This window comes from Stenotrophomonas sp. LARHCG68, assembly GCF_052871705.1.
In genome coordinates this window covers 43,331-61,625 of the sequence record NZ_JBIXJV010000006.1, presented here as the reverse complement: position 1 = coordinate 61,625, position 18,295 = coordinate 43,331, and the positions used below count along the sequence as shown (strand labels likewise).

The following is an 18,295-nucleotide window of genomic DNA, read 5'->3' as shown; positions in this document are numbered from 1 at the left end:
GTGGTCTGCCGAATGAGTGAGCCGTGGGGGGAGGCCCTGCGCCGGCACGCTCACGCTGCGGCGGGAAGCCCCCTCTGTACGGCTGACGAACGGCGCTGCCCGGATACCGCAAGATTTCTCCACCCCAGGACACCGCCCGCGCCGGCGGCGTCCATGTCACGTCATGGGCGTTTCGGTTTCATGAAACCGCATCGGCCGACGATGCGGGAGCGCCCGTGCTCAGGACAGGATCAACAGCCCCGCCGGCAGGGACCGGGCCTTGAGCTCGAACGATTCCTGCAGCTGCAGCAATGCCAGGTCCAGCGAGGCGATCTCAAAGCGGCCACTTACCGGCCGCTCGCCGGCCGCCTCGTTGATCAGCAGCACGCGGCCGTTGCGGTAGCGGTTGATCTCGTCGATCACCTCGGACAGGCGCGCGTGGTCGAACACCAGCTTGCCGCTGCGCCACGCCGTGGCGGCTTCCAGGCTGACCGCGGCGGTATTGCCGATGGCATCGGCCTCGTACTGCACCTGCTGGCCGGCCATGAGCCCGCGCGTCCCGCCCGGATGCTCCACGGTCACGGCACCAGCCACGCAGGTCACGCAGACCTTGCCATCGAGGTTGCGCACGTCGAAGCGGCCATTGTGGGCGCGGCTGCGGCCGCTACCGGCCAGCACGGTCACGCCCTGCCCGGCGCCGACATGCACCGAGGCTTCACCATTGATCAGTTCGACGGCGGGGCCGTTGCCGGCCTGTCGACGAATGCTGGTACGGGTGTTGAGGGTTACCTCCACGCCGTCGCCGACCGCGACCGTGCGCTGCTGGCCGGCACCAGTGCGCTCATCGGCGCCCCATTCCTGGATCCCCGGCCACATGCCCAGTGGTGGCCGCACCGCGGCGACCGTGGCCACCACCGCGACACTGGCCGCCGCGCCCAGGAACGCACGCCGGTGGTAGAGCGGTACCGGCCGCGGGGGGGCCGGCACGGCGTCGGGGTGCTGCCGCAGCAACTCGCGGGCCGGAGCCTGGAGCTGGTCCCACCGCCGTTTGGCCGCCAGGTAGGCACGACGGTGCGCCGCGCTGGACTGCACCCAGCGCTTGAAGCGCGCGCCATCGATTTCGCGTGCATCACCGGAATGCAGCAGGCGCAGCCACTGCCATGCCTGTGCCTCCAGATCATCACCGGAATGCGGCGCCCCCTGCTCGGGCGGTGGTGTCTTCATCGCGTCATATCCTACGGACAAACTCGGCTGGACGCAGGGTCAAACTGGATGCCTGCGCGTGCGCCCCGGGTCCCTCATGACGAGAGACGAACGGCGCCACCGGAAACCCGCATTATTTCTTTCCATCGTGCGCCGCGGCGTAGGCCGACAGGCGCTGGTGCGCCTTCTGCAGTTCATATTCCACCGTCCGCAGCGACACACCCAGGCGCTGCGCCGCCGCCTTCTGGGTCAGCCCTTCGGCATGCACCAGCAGGGCCACCGCCCGCCGCCGCGCCGGCATGCGGTCCAGCAGTTCCATCAGCCCGGCCAGGTCCGAATGCACCTCGAAGGCGCGTGCCGGCTCCGGCGCCGGGTCGGCTACCCCGTCCAGCAGGGTATCGATCTCGGCCCCGGACAACATGCGGCTGTTGCGGCGCTGCACGTCGATGGCGATGTTCACTGCCATCCGCGTCAGGTAGGACGCCGGGTCACGCACGGCATCGATATCGCCGGCACCGTTGAGGCGCAGCCAGGTGTCATGCAGTGCGTCGCCGGCCAGCTCCCGGTTGCCGAGCCGGCGCACCAGGCGCTGCTTGAGCGCGGCGTAGTTCTGCCCAAAGTAGTCCAGCAGGCTGCCGGTACCCTGTACGTCTTCCATCAGCGTTCCCCCTGTCCAACGTCACATTGCGGGCCACCCGGGTCACTGGGCAGCACCACCATGGTCAAAGCCTCGCGCTGCAGCCGTGCAGGTGCGGTGCCAGGCACCCGCACGCCCATGAGGCGGCGCACCAGCGCGGCATCGCGGGCCGGATTGCCGGTGCCATCCAGCAACGCCGCGTCACTCACCCGGCCGTCCCCATCGATGCGGAATCGCAGCAGCGCCGTGTAACTGCCCGGCCGGGTCAACGGATCGCCGCACAGGCTGCGCCAGATGCTGGCCTGCGCCGCGCCGGCGTAGGCATTGCCGGCAAACAGCGGCGTCCCGATGCTGCGGGTGCCATTGCCCGGCCCTGCAACCGCTTTCAACACGAAGGTGCTGCCGCGTCCCGAACCTCGCCGGACCGCATGGAGCCCGGTACCCTGCAGCAGCATCTGCAGCGCGCTCTCCGGCGCGAACGCCCCCTGCACCGCGCTGGATCTACGCCCCACCAGCAGATCGCTGGGGAAGATCGCCGGGTAGCCGGTGATCTCGGCGTAGCGGTTCAAGGCTTCGTCCAGTGGCAGCGCCGGCAGGTCGAACACCGGATGCGTTTCGGCGCGTGCCTCGACACTGCCATTGCCAGGTTGCGCGCAGGCTTCATCGACGATGGCATGGGCAAGCGACATGACCAGCAACGCGGCGACGATCAGGTCACGGCCGCGCAAGCGCGCGCCGACCGCCCCGCCCCTGCCCATCGGCGGGGGTATCGATCCATTCCCGCTCACGCCATCCAGATCGCATGCGTCCACACTTCGTCAGGGGCCGGCACCCTTTGGTTGGGTCAAGAGCTTGTCAGCCGTTGATGACGGTTTGGCGACAGCCCGGCGTCAGCGCGATCGTGCTCCCGGCACGCGCACGCCTCCCGTCATTGGACTTTCGCGGGCAGCTGCCCGGTGATGACCGACTGCTGCCGCCGGGACAACCCCGACAGTGCTTTGGCGTACGACCAGCCGATCAGTTCCTGCAGATAACCGGCGGGCACCGTAGCGACGTCGACGATGGTCACCCAGTGGAACCTGGCCATGTAGCGGGCCGGCTTGATGCCGGGCACATCGGTCAGCTCCAGGAACCGTTCGGAGGTGGTACGGAGGCTGAAGCGCCATCGCTCCGGCGCGCTGGTCTTGAAGTAGGCGAACTGGCGGCCCCCCACCTGGAACGCCAGCACGTTGCCCGGCGGCCCATGCTGTTTGACGGTCGCGCCCGGGTAGGCACTGCAGTGCTGCTTGACCTGTTCCACGTCCATCGGTGTTCTCCCGTGCATCTCAGGGGAATGGGGCACCACGACCGGCCGCCGTTCAGGCCGCAGCGGCGGCCACGTGCTGGATCGACAGCGCCAGGATGACCTGGGCCACGTAATAGAGCGGCAAGCCCCAGAGGCGATTGATGAAACGATGCGCCACGAAGCGGTCGCGCGCCACGGAAATGTCCGACACGGCGAACGCGATGGCCCCGCCCGCGAGCAGCCAGTTGCCGGACGCCGCGCTCGCGGCGATCGCAAAGGCGCACATCGCGACGATGGCCAGCACATAGGCACCGACGGCAACGCGGTAGAACCCATCCAGATGCTTCCATAGCCAGGCAAGCACGCTGGCACCGATCACCGCCATGGCCGCCAGCCCGACCAGCAGCGCCGGCAACGGGACCCCGACCAACGAGAACGCCACCGAGAACGCCACGTGGGCCAGCAGGAAGCTGGTGATGCCGAGCAGGAAAAGCCGGTTCCGGTGTGACAGCAGGAACACGTCGCCCACCCAGCTGAGCACCAGCGCGGCGAGGATCACGCGCCCATAGGCCGAATGCACCGCATCGAGCTGCAGGGCCAGCGCGACGAACGCGGTGCTGGCGGTGATCTTGGAGATCGCCCGGCCCGGCCGCCATCCCCGGTACTCGCACACCACCAGGGCCGCGCACGCCGCAAGGCACGCAATGATCGTGATTCCCACACCGGTCAACATGAGCGTTCCTGCTGGAGGTCGTATGTAGCGCCCGCGGGACGGGCAAGGCCGGACAATCTACCAGCCCCGCCAGCGTTGGTGACGCCCGCAAGACGGCCTTTCTGGCGGGAACCCTGCGCCCGATCACCGGGCAGCGCGTCAGTCCCTGCGCAGCCCGCTCCGTTCAAGGAACGCAAGCAGCTCCACCGGCGTGCGCACCCCGAGTTTGTGCATCACCCGCGAGCGGTGCACCTTGATGGTCTTCTCGGCGATGCCCAGGTCCCCGGCAATCTGCTTGTTGAGCCGGCCGGTCAGCAGGTAGGGCACCAGTTCCTTCTCGCGCGGCGTGAGCGTCTCGAACAGGGCCCTGGCGTCCTGGTGCTGGCGGGCGTTGCGATGCGCCGCCTCGTCCACGTCCAAGGCCTGGCGCACCGCCTGCAGCAATGCCTCCGCATCCACCGGTTTGGTCAGGAAGTCCATCGCGCCGGCCTTCATCGCGCGCACGCTGCTCTGGATATCGCCGTGGCCGGTAAGGAAGATCACCGGGCACCGCACTCCGTTCTGCTGCAGGCATGCCTGCAGCTCCAGGCCGGTCATCCCCGGCATGGCCAGGTCCAGCACGATGCAGGCGGGAATGCCGGGGACGTGGCTGGCAAGGAACGCCTGCGTGGAGTGGCTGATCGCCACGCGGAAGCCTTCGCTGCCCAGCAGGCGGGCCAGCGCCTTGCAGACATCCGGATCGTCATCCACCACATACACGAGGGATTCCATGGCTCAGCCTTGTGGCGGGAGATTGAAGGACACGCGGGCCCCCTTTGGCAGGACATTCTCCGCCTCGATGGTGCCGCCGTGCGCGCGGATGATGGTACGGCAGACCGCCAGGCCCATCCCAAGGCCGCTGGCCTTGGTCGTCTCGAACGGCGAGAAGATCTGCTCCTGCCTGCCTTCCGGGATTCCGCTACCGGCGTCGGTCACTTCCACGCGTGCCCCGCCCTGCCATGGCCGCGTGCGGATGCCCAGTACGGCCGCCGCGGTGGAGGACTGCATGGCGTCACAGCCGTTCATGATCAGGTTTACCAGTACCTGCTGCAGCTGCACGCGGTCGCCCATGCACGCGGGCACATCCTCGGCCAGGTCCAGCTCCAGCGTGACGCGCTGGTCATGCAGCTCGCTTCGCATCATCCGCACGCAGTCCGAGACGATCTCGTTCACCTCCACCGGCGCATGCGCATAGGTCTCCTTGCGCAGGAAGCCGCGCATGCGGCCGATCACCTCGCTCGCACGGCGGTCGTTGTCGATGATGTCGGCCACGATCTCCTGGATCTCGGGCACATCCACCGCATCGCGACGCAGCAGCCGTTGGGCGGCCTGCGCGTTGCTCAGGATCGCGGCCAGCGGCTGGTTGAGCTCATGCACCAGCGAGCCGGACAGTTCGCCCAGCGTGGTCACCCGCGACATATGCGCCAGGCAGGCGCGCTCGGTGGCCACCTCCTGCTCGGACCGAAGCCGCCGCAACTCGCTCTCCTGCAGTTCCATCACCATCCGCTGCGAGCGGATCAGCTCGCTCACCAGGCAATAGCTGGTGGTCACCACCACCAGCAGGAAGCCGCTTGCCGCCACCAACGGTGGACGCGGCAGCCCGAAGACCATCAGCACGGCCGACGCCACCATGATGCCCATCAGCACGAACCAGCTCCCGGCGACGATCAGCGCGGCACGGCGGTCGGGCCTGGGCTGCCGGACCGCGTGCAGGATGGTCTGGCCGATGTAGACCAGCACCAGCACATTGCTGAGTTGTCCCAGCGCCACCGCCGGGTTGGTCACGCCAATCGGGTGGGACACCGGGACGCCGAACCATACCGACCGGCCCACGTCCGTCACGGTCAGGAAGTTCAGGTTGTCGCCGACCAGGAAGTTCACCGCCAGCGCCAGCAGGCGCAGCGCGGCCGCGCCATAGGCGATGCGCACCGAGCCAAGGCCGAACCAGCGGTGCAGGATGTACAGCAGGGAAACCACCATCACGGTGATGGGCAGGTGCATCCAGCGCAGATAGGTCGCGATCTCCGCCGGCAGCCGCGCGGCATAGGAAGCGAGTTCGAGCAGGGCCAGGGCGGCGACGGACGCCGCAGCGAACGACAGCGCCAGGTGCACCCGCTGGCCGGGACGCGCGATCCATATCACCACATGTGCCAGGGCGACGATCAGGCTCGCACTCGCGAGCATGGGCCAGGCGAGTTCCATCCAGTTCATTGCGCGCCGGTCCGTTCTTCGTCGGCGGTGTTTTTAACACATCGGGCAGTGAACGAGCCGCCCTTGGCCGGCGTCCGGAACACGCATGGAAGGACGCATTCACGTTCCCGTCCCGGCACCGGCGTAGGCCCAAGGGCCAATTGTCCGGGCGACGAGGTGCTACCTACCATCCCGCCCCATGCACTCCAGCGCCCTTCCCCTGCTGATCGCCATCGTCGACGACGACGATGGCATACGGGTCGCCCTCCGGCGCCTGCTGCGCTCGGCCGGGTTCGGGGTGCAGTCGTATGGCTCGGGCGGTGAATTCCTCGGCCAGGTGGCCGATGCCGTCCCGGACTGCCTGGTCCTGGACCTGCACATGCCGGGACAGAGCGGCTTCGAGGTGCTGCGTTCACTGGCCAACCGCCGGCCCGCGCTGCCGGTCGTCGTATTGACCGGCGATGACACGGCGGGGAACCGGCAACGCGCCCGTGCCAATGGTGCCTCGGCGTTCCTGGTCAAACCGGTGAACGACGAGACATTGATCGATGCCGTTGTCGCGGCAATCCAGAACCGCTCCCACGTTTAACTCACGGAAGCCCTTTCAATGAAGAATTCCCCCTGCCGGCACCGGCGGCCATCATGCGGCCTGCGGACGATGGCCATGCCATTGCTTGCCGTCGCCGCCCTGCTGCCGCCCCAGGCACACGCCTCGTTCCTCAGTGGCGATGCGCTCGACAGCGCGGCCAACGTCATTTCCTGGTTCGCGCTGGTGATCGTCCCGGTGGTCCTGGTCACGGTGTTCTGGCTCGTGCATATCCTGCCCGAGAAGATCGCCGAACAACGCCGCCACCCCCAGCTTGCGGCGATCAAGGTGCTGTGCCTGCTCTCGCTGTTCTTCGGCGGGCTGCTGTGGCCGCTGGCCTGGCTGTGGGCGTACACCAAGCCGGTGTTCCACAAGTTCGCCTACGGCACCGACGTCGCCGACCACCCCGACCATGGGCAAGCGCTCACCCCGCTGCATGACGCAGGCATCGAACACCATCACGCGCGCGCCGCCGACGCAACGCAGGACGACCCTGGCGAGGATCTGGACGCGCTTCGCGGCCGCATCCGCACGCTGGAAGCGGCGCTGGCCGCCAGCACGGCCCGTGCGGGCGACCAAGCCACTACTGGAGAGTGACACCATGGAAATCATCCTGCTCCTGATCTACTCGTTCTTCGTCTGGCTGATCTTCTTCAAGTTCAAGTGGCTGGCGTGGAACTTCGTTTCGCAGATCATCGTGGTCTCGTTGCCGGTGTTCGCGCTGACGGCGATGATCCTGATCCTGAACGTCGTCGCGCCGTCCTCCTCGGACATCCGCGTGGTCAACTATGTCGTCCAGATCGTGCCGCGCGTGGCCGGTCGGGTCATCGAGGTCCCGGTCGAAGCCAATCGCCCGGTGAAGAAGGGCGACGTGCTGTTCCGCATCGACCCGGTGCCTTTCCAGCAGGAGCTCTCCACGCTGGAGGCCAAGGTCCCCGAGCTGTCGGCCAAGCTGGACACCGCGCAGGCCTACCAGCGCGAGCTCGACGAACAGTTGAAGTCGGCGCGTTCGGCGCAGGCCGCGGTGGCATCGCGGTTGAAGCTGGCCGAGTTGCGCGAAGGCCAGACCGCGGAGCTGGCCCGGATCGGCGCGGGCCCGAAGTTCGATCACGAGCAGGCACAGGCCGAAGCGGCCAGCCTGCGCGCCGAGCTGACCTCCACCTCCGCGCAGATGGCCCAGGTGCAGCAGAAGCTGTCCGCGCGGACCGGTGACGGCGAGCTTTCCGAGGTGGCACAGGCACGCGCCGCCCTGCAGCAGTTGGACGCGCAGATCGTGCAGGCACGTTGGCAGCTGGACCAGACCATCGTGCGGGCACCGTCGGATGGCTCGGTGGTCAACCTCCAGCTGCGCGAAGGCTCGTATGCGGCCAACCTGCCGCTGACCCCGGTGATGAGCTTCGTCGAGCAGGAGCAGTGGGTGCTGGCGATGTATGCCCAGAACGAGCTGGGCAACATCGCCCCCGGCAACGAGGCCGAGATCGCACTGAAGACCCAGCCCAACCGCATCATCAAGTGCAAGGTCGACTCGGTGGTCTGGGCATCGGGCACCGGCCAGATGCCGATCAGCGGGATGATCCCGCAGCCGGGTGACCAGCCCATTCCCACCGGGCGCATCGCCGTGCGGTTGCGGCCGGCCGGCAAGGACGCGGACCTGCTGCTGGCCATGGGCGCACAGGGACAGGGCGCCATCTACACCGAACACGGCAAGCTGCTGCACATGGTCCGCAAGGTGATGATCCGGGTCAGCTCGAAGCTTGACTGGCTGGTCCTCAAACTGCATTGAGCCCTCACATGACCGACATTTCCCGCTCCCCCCTCACCCGCGCCTCGCACGTGGCGGTGGCCTGCCTGCTTGCCGCCCTCTCCGGTTGCGCCGTGCTGCCCGAGCCCACCCGCAGCCAGGTCCAGTCCGAGGCGTTGGGCCATGTCGACATTCCCGACGCGTGGGCATCGTCCGCCGCATCGGCGGAGGTGATCGACGGCTGGCTGGCCAGCTTCAACGACCCGGCATTGACGCAGCTGGTGCAGGAAGCACTGGCGAACAACCCGGACCTGCAGATTGCCGCGGCACGCCTGGAGCAGTCCAACGCCCAGCTGGAGATCGCCCAGGCCCAGCTCAAGCCCGGCATCGGCGTGCTGGGCCGCGCCGGCACCAAGCCGGTATCGGACCTGGTGCCGCTGTTCAGCGGCGCCATGCTGCGGCTGTCATGGGAAATCGACCTGTGGGGCCGCCTCCGCTACGGGCGCAACGCGGCAATGGCCGCTCGCGATGCAAGCAGTGCGGACTATCAGTTCGCGCAGCAATCGCTGGCCGCCGGCGTGGCGCGGGCCTGGTTCGTGGCCTGCGAAACCGCGCAACAGAAGGCGCTGGCCGACCGGATGGTGACCTCGGCGCAGGCACTGCTGGAGCTGGCCGAGCACCGGCGTCGCATTGGCGCCGGTGACGAAAGCGACGTCATCGCCGCGCGCGCAAGCCTGAGCGACTACGAGAACGCCCGGCAACAGGTCGAGCTGGCCCATCTCCAATCGCGGCGTGCGCTGGAACTGCTGCTGGGACGCTACCCGGGGGCCAGCCTGGCCTCGGGCACCGGACTTCCCACGTTCCCAGGGCCAGTTCCGGCCGGCATCCCGATGGATGTGCTCAACCGGCGGCTCGACGTGCAGGCCGCGGAGCGACGGGTCGCGGCCGCCTTCGACAGGGTCGGTGAGGCCAAGGCCTCGATGCTGCCCTCACTCTCGCTGTCGGCCGGCTACGGCCGGCTCAGCAACGAGGTGCTGGAAACCCGCAGTGGCCTTGAGCAGACCTTGTCCAGCGTGACCGGCACCACCACGGTGCCGGTGTATGCCGGCGGCGCGCTCAGCGGGCAGGTGACGCTGCGCACCGCCGAACAGAAGCAGGCCGTCGCCGACTATTCCCGCAAGGCATTGGCGGCACTGGGCGAGGTGGAGGACGCGCTCAGCGCAGAGCGCATCCTCGGCGAGCGCGAAAGCATCCTCAAGGCCACCCGGGCGGCGAACCAGGAAGCGCTGCAGCTGGAGCAATCGGCCTACCACGTCGGCAAATCCGACCTGCGCGCGGTGAACCAGCGCCAGCTGGCCCTGCATGCCGCCGACGTCGCGTTGATCGCGCTGCAGAGTGACCGCCTGGCACGCCGCGTCGACCTGTACCTGGCGCTGGGCGGCAGCTTCGATACCGCCACCGGCGTCACCTCGGCATCTGCGGCAGGAGTGGAGTGATCGTCCGTGCGGTTGCCAGGCAACCGCACGGTGCTACCGGCCGGCGCTGCGGGGCAACGCGCTTCAGCGGCTGCGTGGCCCGGCGTTCAACACCTGCATCCAGGCCTGGAAGCCCTCCAGGAATGTGCCCAGGCGCTTCTGGGTCGCAGCGTCGAATGCACCGGTTTCCGCGTCGCTGGCCTTGGCCGCCTCGGCAACGTACAGCTGCGGCGCCGTCATCGTGAGCGCTCCCATGGCCGCCAGGGCATGGCGGAGCTGCGACTGGGCGACCCGCGTCCCCCACCGGCAGGGCGTCGCGCCCATGATCGCCGCCGGCTTGCCGGACAACACTTCGCCGTACTCGGCGTCCTTGCGCGAAAGCCAGTCCAGCGTGTTCTTGAGCACCCCCGGCAGCGACTGGTTGTATTCCGGGGTCGAGATCAGCACGCCATCGGCCGCGACGATCGCCGCGCGCAACTGTTTCACCCCGTCCGGCCCGCCGTGGGTCTCGGCTTCCAGGTCCTCGTCGAACAACGGCACCTGCGCGATGGTGTCGTAGACGGTCAGGCGAATGCCGGCCGGCGCAGCGGCTGCCGCTGCGTCCAGCAGGCGGCGGTTGTAACTGTGCCGGCGCAGGCTTCCGGCAAACGCCAGCACGTGGAAGGGAGTGTGCTCATCGGACATCGGGGAACTCCGTGGAATGGTCACGGCAACAGAACCACGCCGGCCATCTACCCGGCAAGCCCCCTCGTCACCGGCGAATCAGGACACGCGATATCGACATGGTCCTGCCACGGATACGGTCTCAATTGCTGCCGAGCCGGGTGAAGTCCTCGATCTCATCCAGCCAGAGCAGTTGCACGCCTTCGCCTGGCACGTCGATCGGCACCTGTCCGTTCGTCCCCTCTTCTTCCTGCGGTCCGCGGAACTGCTGGACCGCAGGACGCTCGGTCACCGTGCCGGTGATTACCCGGCCATCCTTCATCCGCAACGCAACGACCAGCTCCGCGTCCAGTGCCAGTTGCAACGCCTTCAGATGCTCGATTTCAACCTGCGCGGTATGCACGCGGGGCGCAGTCCTGGCCATGGGCTTCTCCGGGCCGTTGATAGGCGCACCCTAGGCGCCAGCGCGCTAAACGCGGATGAAACCTTTGTGCACGCCCTTTCACCTCACACGCCTGGGCGCTGTACGCGCAGGTATCGCCACATTCTGCAGACGGCGACGGCGTGCACGGATATCCGCCGGGATCAGGCTTCCTTCAGGTGCAGCAGCGGGAACGGATTGCCCTGCCCGTCCACGGGCGAACGCCCCGACACGACGAAGCCATTGGCGAGATAGAAGGCGACGGCGCGCGGGTTCTGTTCGTTGACGTCCAGTTCCAGCGCCCCCTTCAACGCACGTGCGTGCGCGAGCAACTGCCTGCCGCCGCCCTGGCGGAAGCGGGTGGGCGACACGAACAGGGCTTCGACCTTGTTGCCATCCAGCCCCATGAAGCCGATCGGTGCATCGGCGTCATCGCTGGCAACCCAGACTTCCAGGTGGGGCAGCGCCTGATCGCGCACGATCGGCAGCAGTGCCTGGATATCCTGCTCGGACAGGAACGCATGCGTGGCGCGCACGGACTGCTCCCAGATCACGAGCAAGGCCGGGAGGTCAGTGTGTTGCAGGGGTCGAATGCGCACGAACAGCAGGCTCCAGGGAGGCCGCACATCCTACCGTTTCCGGCCTTCCCTGCAACGGGGGGCCCCTTCGTACTGGAGGCTTTGCGTGGAGGCGAACCCTCCACCCGGCACCCGCGGCTGGACTGCCGCTCAGGCCGCGGGAAACACCAATGAGCGATGCACCTGCGCGCCGGCCCATGCCCCATCCCCGACCGCCAACGACACCGAATGCGGCACACGAGCGGTATCACCGCAGGCGAATACACCGGGAAGTCCGGTCTGCTTGGTCTCATCGACCTGGATCTGCGTGCCCATCGGCGTACTGGCCAGCGGGCAGCCCAGCCGCTCGGCCAGCGGGGTGGATGGCGCGTTCAACGGTGCCGTGAACAGGCCCGCGAACGTCAGCCGGCGGCCATCCACCAGCACCACGTCGGCCTCACTCTCGATGCGGGCGACCGGCGTCGACTCGATCCGTACACCGCGTTGCTGCAGCGCTTCCCGCGCCGCGGCATCGGGTTCCACGGCGTTGTTCAACAACAGCGTCACCTCGCCCCACTCCGGCAGCAGCTGCGCCTGGTGCAACGACATCGGGTTGACCGCGATCACCCCGATGCGGCCCATCGCCAGCTCGTAGCCGTGGCAGTACGGGCAATGGAAAACGCTGCGTCCCCAGCGCGCCTGCAGGCCCTCGATCTCGGGCAAGGCATCGGAAACGCCCGTGGCCAGCACGAGGCGCCGCGCGCCGAACTGGCCCGAGCGCGCGGTGCTGACCACGAACGCGTCATGCGTGCCGGCGGCATCGACAGCCTCGTCCTCGCACCAGGACAGGCTCGGGTACGCCTGCAACTGTGCGCGGGCGATACGGGCGATCTCGGCCGGATCGGCGCCGTCCTGCGCCAGGAAACCATGCGAATGCGACGCCATGCGGTTGCGACGCTGGCCGGCATCGATGACCAACACGCTGCGCCGTGCGCGTACCAGTTGCAGTGCCGCGGCCATGCCGGCGTAACTGCCACCCACGATGATGACGTCGTACTGCTTCATTGCCTTGCTCCCTTGTATGCGGCATGCCGGCGCGCGAAATCCTCGACCAGGTCGGCCAGCGAAACCGCGGCGAATCGCTCCAGCAGCAGTGCTTCGGCATCCGCGAACGCGGTGTCCAGGGCTGCATTGACCGCCTGTTCCACCAGGCACTCGGGCTGCTCGCTGCGGTTGCCGATGGCGAACAGCGCAGGCTCGCCCAGCGCATCGTGCAACTCGCGCAGGCTGACCTTGCGCAGGTCCGCGGTGATCCGCCAGCCGCCGGCATGGCCGCGTTCGGCGGCAACCAATCCGGCGTCACGCAGCAGCCCCATGGTGCGGCGGACCACCACCGGGTTGGTGCGCAGGCACTGTCCCAGCGCTTCGGACGTCATGGGGGTTGCCTGCTCGGCCATGTGCAACAGGGCATGCAGAACGGAGGAAAGGCGGCTGTCTCGCTTCATGTAACTTATGTTGTTACATATTGAGCGGGACGTCAAACCGTCCCGCGTTCATCCGCCGCGATGAACGCCACGACCTGGGTTACAACCTCCGGATCCTCGAGCAGGCGCCGATGGCCCAGTCCCTGCGTGGTATGCAGCCGCGCCCCCGGCCAGCTCGCGGCGATGGCAGCACCCTCGGCATGCGCCACCTCACGGTCGTCGCGGTCATGCACCACCAACAGGCGGCCCACCGGCGTCACCTGCGGCAAGCCGGTCACGTCGAACGCGGGCCAGCGGCGTCCCAGCCGCTGCTGTACATCGGCCTCGAACCGCGCCAGGGCTCGTGCATCCGCACCCAAGGCACGCGCGAACGGCGCAATGGCTTCCTGCGGCCGGGCAAAGGGAGCAATGAACGCCAGCCGCGCCGGCATGCCGAGCCCTTCGCGCAGCGCCAGGGTCGCGGCAGTGCATCCACCGGAGTGCGCGACGAGGCCAACCAGCGGGTCCACCCCAGCGGTGACCTTTCCAATGGCGGCGGCGATTTCCACGAAGCTGACCCGTCGCCCACCCCAGTGGCTCGGCCCGGAGCTGCCATGCGCCGGCGCGTCAAACGCGAGCACTCGCAGACCGGCCGCGCACAGCGGTGTGACGAAGGCATGCATCTGTCCGGCGTTGCCGCCCCAGCCATGCATCAGCAAGACTGCTGGGCCGTTGCCCCACGACCACACCGCCACGCGGTTTCCGTCCACGTCGACATCATGCCGCTGGCCGGCCTCCAGGCGGGCCAGCGCGGCGGGCTTGGGCCGGGTCTGCGGGGCGGTGAACCACAACCGCGCCATCAGCCGCGCCGCCAGCGCCGGGCTCACCCATCCCGCCATGCGCATGCACGCGCGCATCGCCGCCAACCGCCAGTCCGCGTCGGCACGCCGGCGTGGTGATTTACGAACGACCGTACTATTTTTGTCGTGCACGGAATCCATGGCGCTACTCCTCGAGCCTCAGCGGGCGTTGCGGGGGGGAATGAAGGGGGTGATCAGGCGCTCGAAGGCGCGTAGCCCGCGCATGCGCGCCTCGGTGTAGTCGAACAGGCCGGAGTCGTGGTGCAGCACCATCGCAAAGCCGGTGATCTCGAACGCCAGCTGCGCCGGGTCGGTATCGGCGGCGAGTTCGCCCGCGGACACGGCCTGGTCGATCACCCGCGACAGGTAGCCGCGCCATCTCGCCTGCTGGCGTGCCAGGTGCGCGCGGACCGGCCCCGGCTGGTCATCGAATTCGCTGGCTGCCGCGGTGAACAGGCAGCCGCCGCCAGTGCGCTCATGGCGGATCCAGTCGAACCAGCGATCAACGATGGCACGCAGCTGCGGCAACCCCGCCGGCTGCAGCGCCGCCGGCTCGATCACCTGCTGCACGAACCGCTGCGCGGTGGTGTCCAGCACCGCCAGTTGCAGGTCCTCGCGGGAGCCGAAATGGGCGAACACGCCGCTCTTGGACATGCCAACCGCATCGGCCAACACGCCGATGGTGAGCCCATCCAATCCGTTGACCCGCGCCAGGGCGCACGCCGTGCCGAGGATCACCTCCCGGGTCGCCGCACCTTTGCCTGCTGTCGTCTGCCTGACCATGCGGCAAATAAAAGCACAATCGTTCTTTTCATGCAAACGGGGACACGCCCCACCCACTGGACGGCGCAGCAGCGGCATCGTATAGAGCGGATCTCATCGCGCTCCTGTGCTGCCCATGCACCTGATCCCACACGTCCTGATGTTGATCGCCGTCACCATCGCCCCCCTCGCAGCAGCCTGTGATGCCGCGCGGCTGCCGCTGTCAGGCAGCGTCGCGGTTCCGAGTTGCGTTACGCAAGCGCCAACGGACACCTGCGTGTTTGCCGGCAAGGCGCTGTACGACTATATGCAGGCCATTCCCGACGATGACAGCGTGCTGACCATCGTCCTGCAGTCCAGCCCATGGCGCCTGTACGACGCGCAGATGCGCATCCTCACCCTTGATGACCTGGTCGCCAGCATCCAGCCAAAACTGGGTGGCGGGGTGCAACGCGTGGAACTGATCGGCTCGTGGACTGCTACCGCACCCACGGCGGGTACCGCCTCCCTGGCGGAACGCCTTTCGCAGGCGTTGGATGGCTTTCCCGTACGGGGCGAGGACGGTTTCCTATGGCTGGCCGAGGACGGCACGCGGCGCACCACCCGCCAGGCCTTCACCCTGCGCGCAAGCAGCGGTGCCTACTTCATACCCAAGGGGGCGGACGTATTGGCCGCACTGGCCACCGGCTGGCCCGCGGAAATGCAGGAGCATATCCCCGCCGACAACCACGCCCTCCAGCTATCGGCGGCCATCGGCTGGGACGCGTTCTTCCTGTGCCCGGACAAGGCACTGGAGCGGTTCGAGTTCAGCGCGGCGCAGGGCAATCCCATCGCCGCCTACAACGCCGCGGTGATGCGGATCGAGCGCGGAGGCGCAGGCGATCGCAGCGCCGCGCTTGCCCTGCTCGGCCAGGCCGCAGCGCTTGGCGATGCCCCTTCCCGCACGCGGCTGGCCGTCGAACGCGCGCGCAGGTAAGCGCGCCCTCAGGCAGCCAGCAGCGTGCGTGCCAACTGCCCGGCCTTCGCCTTCAACGGCATCGCCTGCAGCATGGCGCGCTCTGCATCCCGAAGGCGGTGCCCATGGGCCAGCGACAGCTCCAACATCAGCTCCAGCAGTCCTGCGATGTCGCGCTGCGGAGCGTCCGGCACCGCCGTCACCAACGCGACCAGCAGGTCGAACACCAGCGGGTGTGCGCCCGGATCCAGCCGCAGCGCCTGCTGCAGGCTGCGTGTGTAACGCGATGCCTTGACCATCGGCGTGGCTGACAGGCGACGCAGCGCAATAGCCAAAGCATCGGTCTCAAGACGCCCTTCCCGCCACGTGGCCAACAGCGCATCAACCGACAATGCATGCTGGCCGGGCTCCTTCGCCGCCAATCCCAACGCCAGCAGCAAGGTCGCCATGGGCCGCATCGTCACCGCCGGGTCCAGCAACCGCTCCAGGTATGCCTTGGTCGACCACTGCGCTTCCCACCAGTCCAAGTTGTTGCCGATCGCACGCACGCCGTCTGCAAAATGTGCCTCCAGGCAATTGGGTAACAACACCGCCGAGAAACGGAGCAGCCCTTCGTCATGATGACCGGCAAAGCCAGGCGCATGGAACACGTAATAGCCTCGATCCTCCTCGCGTGGTATCCGATGCCGACGGACCGCCAGCAGCTCATCGGCGACCTCATTCGGCTTGGTGTCCAGCTCCACGATGAAACCATGATGGTGGTAGGTCTTGCCCTGCACTTCCGATTGCCAGCTCTGTGTCTGCCAACGGTAGCGCGCGGCGTGTGCGCCACCGGCACCAATATCGCCTACCGCAGCGAACAATGCCGGGTCGTCGGCCTCGGGAAAGCGCACACGGGCGGCAGCGGCGAACAGGGCCAGTTGGCCTGTCTCCGGCGCGAGATCATCGCCCAATGCGTAGCGCAGCGCACGCGTGAATGGCCCGTCGGCAAGCTGTCGCGCCGCCTCGATGGCGGCTGCATCGCCGATCGGTGCCAGCCGCAGCAGGGCGCGGACCTGCTCGCGCAGGCCCACATCGACCGCCCGTTGTTCGTATGCAGCGGCACGTTCGACCAGCATTGAGGGGGCAATGAAGCCGCCGCGGTGCGTCGGCATGGACAACGGCGGTAGATGCACCGCTTGAGCTGCCAGCCGCAACCAGTCTTCGCTACGGTCCTGCAGGCAAGCGAGCGCAGTATCGGCGTAGACCTCGAATGGCCGCGGCGCCAACAACTCTCCCCTCTCACCCACCACAGCCAACAGCAGGCGCCCCAGCTCCTGCGCCACAGGGGTGCGCAACCGCCCTGCCCGCTTGATCACCGGCCCAAGCCGCTCACGTTGCCCTGCTTCGAGTGGCGCAAGCTGGACCAGCGCTGCGGCTGCCATCTCGAATGCATCGCTGTCGTGATCGTTCTCGAACACGTGCGCGATACAACGCACCAACGCGTCGATATCGGCCGGTGGCCGCAGGCGATGTGCCTCGTCCAGCGGACAGGCCGGGCCACTGCCAGGTGCGACGACCGGCTGTTCCACCAGCGACGGTCCGGCTGCGTCAGCCGCCGCTCCCCCCATCAGCGCCAGGAAGGCCGGCCGGTGCACGGCGGCGATTCCGTCGGCATAGAGCGGCAATAGCATCCGCACATCCGGCCCAGCGTGCCAGCGCGCAAGTCGCTGCAACACCTGCGCCTGTACGTCCGGGGCGGTATGCGCCAGCGCGGCCATGGCCAGTCCGAACGCACTTTCCGCCAGCGCGGAATCTCGCTTCACCCGCCCATCCAGCAGTTTCAATGCGCCCAGCACCTGCGCCTTGGTGCTTGCGTGCAGCACCGGGCGCAAGGCATCGAATAGATCCGCGTCGGCGATGACCTGGCTGGGCTCCAACCGTTTGATGACCTCCAATGCCATCGTCACCGTCGGTGCGATGCGGCTGTGGCAGAGCCCGAGATAGCGCGGCGCATTGGCGGCCAGCAGGGGCAGGTCGGGCGCGAGTTCGGCATGAAAGCGCGAGAACCAACCCGCACGGAATTGTGGCCAATCCTGCGCCAGGGTGGACAAGGTGCGTTCCATCAGCTGTTCCTGCGTGTACACCCCTTCGTCGCGCAACCGACACAGCACCTGCGACCAGCAGGCGGTGCCGTGCGTGTACTTGTCCACCGCGGCCAGGTTGAACTCGCTGCTGCCCTCCACCTCCATGATCCGCAGCAGTACCTCGCGTAGGCCGGGATCGGCGGCCCACACCGCCTCGAAGCGACGGTTCTGGGCCAGGCTCATCAACCCGATGATGTAGTCATCGCTGTCCGGCCGCGGTACCAGCCCGGCGACGAGCAACGCCTGCACCACTCCAATCGCATGCGGGCTGCCGCGCAGTTGGGCGTCCGCCATGCCCTGCAGGGATTCGGGGCCGAACTCCCGGCACAGATCCAGCAGGTCATCCTTGCTACCGTGGCTGGCAGCAACGTCGTCGGCGGTGCCACAGACCACCACCGTTGCGAACATGGCGCGGACCTGGTCGTCTGTAGGGCTCACACCCCAGCCGGCGTAATTCTCGTCACGGCTGTTCCAGCGCGCCGCGTCCAACAGCTTCTTCATGCGGCGCACACTGGACCGGTGCGCACGTCTCTGTTCCCGGTCGAGGATACGCAACAGGGTCAGGGTCTGCGGATAATCACCAGCGTAGACCGCCGATTCCAGCGCAGTTTCCGGTACGAAATTCTGTGCCATCCAGGCAG

The 18,295-nt window shown here is 67.8% G+C and carries 20 protein-coding genes; 5 read left to right on the top strand and 15 right to left on the bottom strand.

What is annotated here, in order from left to right; all coding sequences use genetic code 11:
• Positions 1-219: 219 nt before the first annotated feature.
• From ACIPR8_RS16800 to ACIPR8_RS16770, 7 genes are all read right to left on the bottom strand, one after another.
• The gene (locus ACIPR8_RS16800) at positions 220-1,203 is read right to left on the bottom strand and encodes a FecR family protein (protein WP_446541751.1); all 984 of its coding nucleotides are present in this window, start codon (positions 1,201-1,203) and stop codon (positions 220-222) included.
• Between the two features lie 112 nt (positions 1,204-1,315).
• The gene (locus ACIPR8_RS16795; RefSeq protein WP_446541750.1) at positions 1,316-1,840 is read right to left on the bottom strand and encodes an RNA polymerase sigma factor; all 525 of its coding nucleotides are present in this window, start codon (positions 1,838-1,840) and stop codon (positions 1,316-1,318) included.
• Positions 1,840-2,577 (bottom strand): secretin and TonB N-terminal domain-containing protein, encoded by a 738-nt coding sequence (locus ACIPR8_RS16790; protein WP_446541749.1) that lies wholly within the window; start codon positions 2,575-2,577, stop codon positions 1,840-1,842. Before ACIPR8_RS16790 ends, ACIPR8_RS16795 begins: the two co-directional genes overlap by 1 nt.
• Before the next feature lie 170 nt (positions 2,578-2,747).
• On the bottom strand, positions 2,748-3,125 hold the full coding sequence (locus tag ACIPR8_RS16785; RefSeq protein WP_446541748.1) for an MmcQ/YjbR family DNA-binding protein: 378 nt from the start codon (positions 3,123-3,125) through the stop codon (positions 2,748-2,750).
• Between the two features lie 52 nt (positions 3,126-3,177).
• Positions 3,178-3,837: a lysoplasmalogenase gene (locus ACIPR8_RS16780; protein WP_446541747.1), complete on the bottom strand. Its 660-nt coding sequence runs from the start codon at positions 3,835-3,837 to the stop codon at positions 3,178-3,180.
• A 138-nt stretch (positions 3,838-3,975) separates the two neighbouring features.
• Entirely contained in the window at positions 3,976-4,587 is a 612-nt protein-coding gene (locus ACIPR8_RS16775) for a response regulator transcription factor (RefSeq protein WP_446541746.1), read from the bottom strand.
• A 3-nt stretch (positions 4,588-4,590) separates the two neighbouring features.
• Entirely contained in the window at positions 4,591-6,039 is a 1,449-nt protein-coding gene (locus tag ACIPR8_RS16770) for a sensor histidine kinase (RefSeq protein ID WP_446541745.1), read from the bottom strand.
• A 205-nt stretch (positions 6,040-6,244) separates the two neighbouring features.
• On the opposite strand from ACIPR8_RS16770, the gene ACIPR8_RS16765 reads away from it, so the two are divergent.
• From ACIPR8_RS16765 to ACIPR8_RS16750, 4 genes are all read left to right on the top strand, one after another.
• On the top strand, positions 6,245-6,634 hold the full coding sequence (locus tag ACIPR8_RS16765) for a response regulator transcription factor (protein ID WP_192285687.1): 390 nt from the start codon (positions 6,245-6,247) through the stop codon (positions 6,632-6,634).
• 75 nt (positions 6,635-6,709) lie between these two features.
• Positions 6,710-7,228, top strand: a complete 519-nt coding sequence (locus tag ACIPR8_RS16760; RefSeq protein ID WP_225591542.1) for a DUF3302 domain-containing protein — start codon at positions 6,710-6,712, stop codon at positions 7,226-7,228.
• 4 nt (positions 7,229-7,232) lie between these two features.
• Complete coding sequence (locus ACIPR8_RS16755; RefSeq protein ID WP_446541744.1) at positions 7,233-8,414, top strand: HlyD family secretion protein; 1,182 nt, start codon at positions 7,233-7,235, stop codon at positions 8,412-8,414.
• Between the two features lie 8 nt (positions 8,415-8,422).
• A complete protein-coding gene (locus ACIPR8_RS16750; RefSeq protein ID WP_446541743.1) occupies positions 8,423-9,868 on the top strand; it encodes an efflux transporter outer membrane subunit in 1,446 nt (481 codons plus the stop codon).
• Between the two features lie 63 nt (positions 9,869-9,931).
• Here the strand turns inward: ACIPR8_RS16750 and ACIPR8_RS16745 are convergent, their stop codons facing one another.
• From ACIPR8_RS16745 to ACIPR8_RS16715, 7 genes are all read right to left on the bottom strand, one after another.
• Positions 9,932-10,531: an NADPH-dependent FMN reductase gene (locus ACIPR8_RS16745; RefSeq protein WP_446541742.1), complete on the bottom strand. Its 600-nt coding sequence runs from the start codon at positions 10,529-10,531 to the stop codon at positions 9,932-9,934.
• A 121-nt stretch (positions 10,532-10,652) separates the two neighbouring features.
• Positions 10,653-10,934 carry a DUF3247 family protein gene (locus ACIPR8_RS16740; protein ID WP_446541741.1) on the bottom strand — a complete coding sequence of 94 codons (282 nt, stop codon included), beginning with the start codon at positions 10,932-10,934 and terminating at the stop codon, positions 10,653-10,655.
• A 161-nt stretch (positions 10,935-11,095) separates the two neighbouring features.
• Entirely contained in the window at positions 11,096-11,530 is a 435-nt protein-coding gene (locus tag ACIPR8_RS16735) for an acetyltransferase (protein WP_132865987.1), read from the bottom strand.
• Positions 11,531-11,659: 129 nt separating this feature from the next.
• Entirely contained in the window at positions 11,660-12,553 is an 894-nt protein-coding gene (locus ACIPR8_RS16730) for an NAD(P)/FAD-dependent oxidoreductase (RefSeq protein WP_192285675.1), read from the bottom strand.
• Positions 12,550-12,993 carry an Rrf2 family transcriptional regulator gene (locus ACIPR8_RS16725; protein WP_446541740.1) on the bottom strand — a complete coding sequence of 148 codons (444 nt, stop codon included), beginning with the start codon at positions 12,991-12,993 and terminating at the stop codon, positions 12,550-12,552. The genes ACIPR8_RS16730 and ACIPR8_RS16725 overlap by 4 nt, the downstream gene beginning before the upstream one ends.
• 32 nt (positions 12,994-13,025) lie before the next feature.
• A complete protein-coding gene (locus ACIPR8_RS16720) occupies positions 13,026-13,952 on the bottom strand; it encodes an alpha/beta fold hydrolase (protein WP_446541739.1) in 927 nt (308 codons plus the stop codon).
• A gap of 18 nt (positions 13,953-13,970) precedes the next feature.
• Positions 13,971-14,549 (bottom strand): TetR/AcrR family transcriptional regulator, encoded by a 579-nt coding sequence (locus tag ACIPR8_RS16715; protein ID WP_343145376.1) that lies wholly within the window; start codon positions 14,547-14,549, stop codon positions 13,971-13,973.
• A 160-nt stretch (positions 14,550-14,709) separates the two neighbouring features.
• Between ACIPR8_RS16715 and ACIPR8_RS16710 the strand changes: the two genes are divergently transcribed.
• Complete coding sequence (locus ACIPR8_RS16710; protein WP_446541738.1) at positions 14,710-15,549, top strand: hypothetical protein; 840 nt, start codon at positions 14,710-14,712, stop codon at positions 15,547-15,549.
• An 8-nt stretch (positions 15,550-15,557) separates the two neighbouring features.
• Here the strand turns inward: ACIPR8_RS16710 and ACIPR8_RS16705 are convergent, their stop codons facing one another.
• A complete protein-coding gene (locus tag ACIPR8_RS16705; protein WP_446541737.1) occupies positions 15,558-18,287 on the bottom strand; it encodes a DUF6493 family protein in 2,730 nt (909 codons plus the stop codon).
• Positions 18,288-18,295 lie beyond the last annotated feature (8 nt).

What these genes read in the sequence shown, in the direction of transcription:
- ACIPR8_RS16765 (WP_192285687.1), top strand. Translation starts at nt 6,245, where the DNA reads ATGCACTCCAGCGCCCTTCCCCTGCTGATCGCCATCGTCGACGACGAC.
- ACIPR8_RS16745 (WP_446541742.1), bottom strand. Translation starts at nt 10,531, where the DNA reads ATGTCCGATGAGCACACTCCCTTCCACGTGCTGGCGTTTGCCGGAAGC.
- ACIPR8_RS16705 (WP_446541737.1), bottom strand. Translation starts at nt 18,287, where the DNA reads ATGGCACAGAATTTCGTACCGGAAACTGCGCTGGAATCGGCGGTCTAC.
- ACIPR8_RS16750 (WP_446541743.1), top strand. Translation starts at nt 8,423, where the DNA reads ATGACCGACATTTCCCGCTCCCCCCTCACCCGCGCCTCGCACGTGGCG.
- ACIPR8_RS16795 (WP_446541750.1), bottom strand. Translation starts at nt 1,840, where the DNA reads ATGGAAGACGTACAGGGTACCGGCAGCCTGCTGGACTACTTTGGGCAG.
- ACIPR8_RS16755 (WP_446541744.1), top strand. Translation starts at nt 7,233, where the DNA reads ATGGAAATCATCCTGCTCCTGATCTACTCGTTCTTCGTCTGGCTGATC.
- ACIPR8_RS16730 (WP_192285675.1), bottom strand. Translation starts at nt 12,553, where the DNA reads ATGAAGCAGTACGACGTCATCATCGTGGGTGGCAGTTACGCCGGCATG.
- ACIPR8_RS16790 (WP_446541749.1), bottom strand. Translation starts at nt 2,577, where the DNA reads ATGGGCAGGGGCGGGGCGGTCGGCGCGCGCTTGCGCGGCCGTGACCTG.
- ACIPR8_RS16800 (WP_446541751.1), bottom strand. Translation starts at nt 1,203, where the DNA reads ATGAAGACACCACCGCCCGAGCAGGGGGCGCCGCATTCCGGTGATGAT.
- ACIPR8_RS16725 (WP_446541740.1), bottom strand. Translation starts at nt 12,993, where the DNA reads ATGAAGCGAGACAGCCGCCTTTCCTCCGTTCTGCATGCCCTGTTGCAC.
- ACIPR8_RS16710 (WP_446541738.1), top strand. Translation starts at nt 14,710, where the DNA reads ATGCACCTGATCCCACACGTCCTGATGTTGATCGCCGTCACCATCGCC.
- ACIPR8_RS16775 (WP_446541746.1), bottom strand. Translation starts at nt 4,587, where the DNA reads ATGGAATCCCTCGTGTATGTGGTGGATGACGATCCGGATGTCTGCAAG.
- ACIPR8_RS16780 (WP_446541747.1), bottom strand. Translation starts at nt 3,837, where the DNA reads ATGTTGACCGGTGTGGGAATCACGATCATTGCGTGCCTTGCGGCGTGC.
- ACIPR8_RS16785 (WP_446541748.1), bottom strand. Translation starts at nt 3,125, where the DNA reads ATGGACGTGGAACAGGTCAAGCAGCACTGCAGTGCCTACCCGGGCGCG.
- ACIPR8_RS16770 (WP_446541745.1), bottom strand. Translation starts at nt 6,039, where the DNA reads ATGCTCGCGAGTGCGAGCCTGATCGTCGCCCTGGCACATGTGGTGATA.
- ACIPR8_RS16760 (WP_225591542.1), top strand. Translation starts at nt 6,710, where the DNA reads ATGCCATTGCTTGCCGTCGCCGCCCTGCTGCCGCCCCAGGCACACGCC.
- ACIPR8_RS16740 (WP_446541741.1), bottom strand. Translation starts at nt 10,934, where the DNA reads ATGGCCAGGACTGCGCCCCGCGTGCATACCGCGCAGGTTGAAATCGAG.
- ACIPR8_RS16720 (WP_446541739.1), bottom strand. Translation starts at nt 13,952, where the DNA reads ATGGATTCCGTGCACGACAAAAATAGTACGGTCGTTCGTAAATCACCA.